This is a genomic window from Psychrobacter sp. (genome assembly GCF_035469765.1).
Classification (GTDB): domain Bacteria; phylum Pseudomonadota; class Gammaproteobacteria; order Pseudomonadales; family Moraxellaceae; genus Psychrobacter.
On sequence record NZ_DATIRM010000061.1, the window covers coordinates 1 to 5154 of the forward strand.

Annotated in this window: 3 protein-coding genes and 2 pseudogenes; 2 read left to right on the forward strand and 3 right to left on the reverse strand. The window is 43.8% G+C overall.

Annotation, left to right across the window (positions count from 1 at the left end; genetic code table 11):
• Positions 1-390, forward strand: a pseudogene (locus VLN09_RS01645) (serine hydrolase); the annotation flags it as partial.
• A 46-nt stretch (positions 391-436) separates the two neighbouring features.
• On the opposite strand, the gene VLN09_RS01650 reads toward VLN09_RS01645, so the two are convergent.
• The 3 genes from VLN09_RS01650 to VLN09_RS01660 all read right to left on the reverse strand — a co-directional run bounded on the left by VLN09_RS01650 (position 437) and on the right by VLN09_RS01660 (position 4788).
• Positions 437-1696, reverse strand: coding sequence for a cation:proton antiporter (locus tag VLN09_RS01650; RefSeq protein ID WP_325243443.1), 1260 nt, complete (start codon positions 1694-1696; stop codon positions 437-439).
• Between the two features lie 227 nt (positions 1697-1923).
• Entirely contained in the window at positions 1924-3834 is a 1911-nt protein-coding gene (gene ilvD, locus VLN09_RS01655; protein ID WP_325243445.1) for a dihydroxy-acid dehydratase, read from the reverse strand.
• Positions 3835-4014: 180 nt separating this feature from the next.
• Entirely contained in the window at positions 4015-4788 is a 774-nt protein-coding gene (locus VLN09_RS01660; RefSeq protein WP_325243447.1) for a hypothetical protein, read from the reverse strand.
• A 225-nt stretch (positions 4789-5013) separates the two neighbouring features.
• Here VLN09_RS01660 and VLN09_RS01665 point away from each other — a divergent pair.
• Positions 5014-5154: pseudogene (locus VLN09_RS01665) on the forward strand (HIT family protein); the annotation flags it as partial.

Sequence of the window (5154 nt, forward strand, 5' to 3'; positions counted from 1 at the left end):
GCAATGGCAACTATTTATGCGATGCTGGCTAATGGAGGCGTATGGCAAGGAAAAACGCTCATTAATGAAACAACCTTTAAGCAGCTATCAACGCCCCAAGTGACAGGCATGGATGCCGTCATGCCAGCACATATGGATTGGCGCTTGGGTTATCATCGCCGCTTTAGTATTTATAATAGCGATAATTTTGAGGCAAGTACTGATGATACAGAACCTCGTGCGCCGCAAAGTTTTGGGCATATGGGCTATAACGGTTCGGTTGCGTGGTGCGACCCTGAGCGGCAGTTATCGTTTGCCTTTATTCATAATTTTGATGTGACCATGCTCAATGATATCCGCCAGTTTGCGCTGACGGAAGCGGTATTAGATTTGATTGATGACCAGATCTAATCAATATTAATGGGTTATGAATAGCCGTTTTTATTGATGAAAAGTGCTATTCATGCCATTCACGCCTTTTATTCGGTGTCATTTTCAGAAGCTGTTTTGCCGTTAAACCATGGATAAAAATAGACGCTAAAATCACAATCGAACAAACTATCCAAAGCTTTAAGGCGTCTTCATCATTAAAAAATCCTTGGTTAAGTGCATAGGATAAATAGTAAAGGGTACCGATGCCACGGATACCTAGGGCTGATATGGCGTATTTTTCAGCACGTGGTAGATTCAACCCCGATAAAGCAATAAACCCGCCAAGCGGACGAATCAGCAATAAAAAAGTAAAGCTGACGATATAAACGCGCCATGTTAGCTCAACGCCAGCTTGCAGCCCTTGCCCAAGGAACATACCAAAGATGACGAGGACTAGTGACATCAACAAGCCTTCTGATTGCTCGGCAAAATCATGCAGTTTATGGTGGTAGGTGTGTTCAGATTCTGAACGACGAAATGCAAATGCGGCGACAAATACGGCAATAAAGCCATAACTATGGACGTATTCTGCCAGCCCATATGCCACCAAAGTTAGTGAGATGACAACATAACCTTGAGACATAGTCGTCTCACGGCTGTACTTTGAGAACACCAGCTTTGCCATGACTTTGCCAACGACAATACCAACCAGTAACCCTGCGCCAATTTTCCATAATACATCATGGGTAAACCAAGACCACAGCATATCCCCCGTAAAACGCTGCCCTTCGCTATAGGCTTCTGCGATCTTAATCGCAAGATATACAAAAGGGAACGCGAGCCCATCATTCAAACCGGCTTCTGAGGTTAAGGTAAAGCGGGGCGTATCTTCGCCTCCGGTATTAGGCGGTCCAACTTGAATGCTAGAGGCCAATACAGGATCCGTTGGGGCAAGGACTGCGCCCAATAAAATCGCGCCGCCTATCGTCATACCAAAGGCATAGTAACCTAAGACTGCCATCGCAAAAATACCGATGGGCATGGTAATCAGGAGTAGGCGCATCGTCGGACGCCATAATCGCCAAGATAGCTCAGTGTCAATCTTGATACCCGCACCGACCAAAGAAACCAGCACCACAATTTCAGTCAGCTTTTCGATAATCAGTCCATTATCGATAGGGTTCAAAAATGTCAAACTTGTCCAAAAATAGCCCATTAGTAGACCAAAGCTTAATTGCAGCATGGGCAAGGAGATAGGCGTGCGTTTAAAGACAATCGGAAATAACGCACCGAATACGAAGGCAATGCCGCAGACCAATAAGAACAAATTGTAATTTTCAATCATGATGTTGGCACACGCTGTTATATTTGATTTAAAGTTTAAAAAAGTCACATTTAATAGCTGTTTATAATGACGGTAAAAACATCTACATATCGCAAAAAATCGTTATCAGATAGTGATTAAATAGACAGATACGTTGTTTTTTGGTGAAAAAAAGCCTGCATTGCGCAGGCTTAATAAAATTTAATAAATTTAGTTCAAGATTAGCACTTAAGAATAAGAACTAGCGTTTAGCGCTCAACTTGGCTGACGTCACGTACAGCACCCGTATCGGCACTGGTGGTCATCGCTGCATAGGCACGTAAAGCAGGAGAGACATGACGCTCACGACTCACAGGTTTCCAAGCGTCACGACCACGACTTTCCATCTCTTCGCGGCGAGCACCCAACTCTTCGTCGCTGACTTGCATATTGATGGTACGGTTTGGAATATCGATATGGATAGTATCGCCTTCTTGCACTAAACCAATGGCACCGCCTTCAGCGGCTTCAGGGCTAGCATGACCAATAGACAAGCCTGATGTACCGCCAGAGAAGCGACCATCTGTGAGCAGCGCACATTCTTTGCCTAGCCCTTTAGATTTTAGATAAGTCGTCGGGTAGAGCATCTCTTGCATACCCGGTCCACCTTTAGGACCCTCAAAACGGATAATTACCACATCGCCTGCAATAATTTGATCATCAAGTACCGCTGCTACCGCGTCATCTTGTGATTCAAATATACGCGCGCGTCCGGTGAATACTAAAATACTGTCATCAACGCCCGCTGTCTTGACCACACAGCCACGCTCAGCAATATTACCGTATAGTACTGCAAGACCGCCATCTTCTGAGTAAGCATGTTGGGCACTACGAATACAACCAGACTCACGATTAACGTCGAGATTTGACCATTCTTTTGATTGTGAAAACGCCTCAGTAGTCCGTACTCCACCAGGCGCTGCAATATAGCGTGCACGCGCTTCAAGATTATCAGGATTCATGATGTCCCATTTATCAATCGCTTCTTTCATCGTGGCACTATGAATAGTCGGCAAATCGGTGTGCAGCAAACCAGCGCGGTCAAGCTCGGCTAACAGTGCAAAGACACCGCCTGCACGATGAACATCTTCCATATGGTATTTTTGCGAAGCAGGAGCAACCTTAGCAAGGCAAGGAACACCGCGACTTAAACGGTCGATATCGTGCATTTTAAAGTCGACTTCAGCTTCATTTGCAGCAGCAAGCAGATGCAAAATAGTATTGGTCGAGCCACCCATGGCGATGTCTAAAGTCATCGCATTTTCAAAGGCGGCTTTAGTAGCGATAGAGCGCGGTAGTACCGAATCATCGTCTTGCTCATAGCGACGTTTGGCTAGTGACACAATAGTGCGACCCGCTTCTAAGAACAGCTCGCGGCGTAGCGAATGGGTTGCCAATAGTGAGCCATTACCCGGTAATGCCAAGCCTAAGGCTTCGGTCAAACAGTTCATCGAGTTGGCAGTAAACATACCAGAGCACGAACCACAAGTCGGGCAGGCTGAGGCTTCAATAGCGGCGACATCTTCATCACTAATGCTATCATCAGCGGCATCCATCATCGCATCGACTAAGTCAAGCTTACGAATGGCATTGCCTTTACTGTCAGTGCTATGGACGTCGCTACCACTATCATTATTATGACTGTGTGCCACGGTGCTGGCGATAATTTTACCCGCTTCCATTGGGCCACCTGAAATAAAGACCACGGGGATATTGAGGCGCATGGCTGCCATTAACATACCAGGGGTGATTTTGTCGCAGTTAGAAATACATACTAGCGCATCGGCGCAGTGGGCATTGACCATGTATTCAACAGAATCAGCAATCAAATCACGGCTCGGTAGTGAGTACAACATGCCACTATGACCCATCGCAATACCATCATCAACCGCAATAGTATTAAACTCTTTTGCCACGCCGCCCGCTTTTTCAATTTCACGTGCAACCATTTGCCCCAAATCTTTTAAATGCACATGACCGGGTACAAATTGGGTAAAGGAGTTGGCAATTGCAATAATAGGTTTGCCAAAGTCGCCATCAGTCATGCCAGTTGCACGCCCTAGGGCACGAGCACCTGCCATATTACGACCGCCGGTAGAAGTTTTTGAATTATAATCCATGTGGTATTCCTTACAAATGAGCGAGATTTATTAATATGTGCAGCATTCGCTGCAATGTTGATAGTTTGCTTTTTATACAGGGAGAGTACTAGTGAATAATACTAAGTCGTTACCATACCATTAGATATGAGTAACTGAAAATAATTAACCTATGAAGAGTAAGACTTGATGGTCAATAATTTAAGCGATGCGCTCCAAAATAGCGCTTTCAAACCCAGGGAGTTCAGCTTTATCTGCTTCTAGCTTGGCAATGACGACCAAAGCATGAGTGGCTGGTAGGTATTGATATTCAGTATTGGATTCTATCGTCAATGGCAGCGGTTTATTGGTTTCTATATCAATGCTCTGTTCGTCAACACTAATCAGTGGTTGATTGTTGTTTTTATATAGGATATCAATACGACCAAAAAACTGCCAATCTTTGAAATCGGTAAGGATAGCATCCTCTTTACTCTGGGTGTAAATCTGCTGCGTTTCTTTGCCAGTATTGGTCCAATGCAGACGAACAGCGAGTTGTAACGCTTCGCTAAATACCACTAATGAGCCAATCACTTTTACATGCCAAGGGCTTTTTAATAGTGCATTATCAATACCTATCATAGTCGCAGCTTCTTGCGCCGTCATCAGCGTATTAAATTTTGCCAGTAGCTTTGGGGTTAAAGGATTGGTCTGCTTAATAGCATCGTCTAAGCTATCGTAATGATATAAAAACGGCAGCGACAAGTCTTGGGTGACGATATTTTGACTGATTTTACAGTTATGAATACGCCAACTGATGGCTTTATCAGTCAATGCTTGCGCTAATATAATGGCATTTGGGTCAATGACTGGAGGGTTATTAGCCTCAAGCATTTGCGTGTCCGTCTCATTGTTTATGGTAGCTTCATTGGCAGACTGTGTATGAGTGTCAGTATTATTAGATAATTGAGTTGGCAAGGCAGTCAAATCCATCATGGTAAGGTCATAGAGAGAGAAGATTAATATAACATTTATCGCGCATGGCTCGTCAATAAATTAATCATTCATCAAACTGGTTGTGTGAATGATAAGGTTTAAATGCCTATTATTCAGTACTTGTACTTAAGTGAGATTTCGTCCACTATATTTTGTAATGCAAATAACCTTGTAATACTGAAACCTATTTAATATTAATAACTATTCTAATCTAAGGAATAAAAAATGAGCCAAGCCAAACCGCAAAATGTTTATAGAGACGATAATATTTTTGCCAAAATGCTCGATGGTGATACCCCTTATCATAAGGTTTATGAAGATGACAAGACTCTTGCCTTTATGGATATTATGCCGCAAGCAGAGGGG

Bases quoted from the DNA above. Each gene is read 5' to 3' on its own strand.
- VLN09_RS01650 (WP_325243443.1), bottom strand. From the start codon at position 1,696: ATGATTGAAAATTACAATTTGTTCTTATTGGTCTGCGGCATTGCCTTC.
- ilvD (WP_325243445.1), bottom strand. From the start codon at position 3,834: ATGGATTATAATTCAAAAACTTCTACCGGCGGTCGTAATATGGCAGGT.
- VLN09_RS01660 (WP_325243447.1), bottom strand. From the start codon at position 4,788: ATGATGGATTTGACTGCCTTGCCAACTCAATTATCTAATAATACTGAC.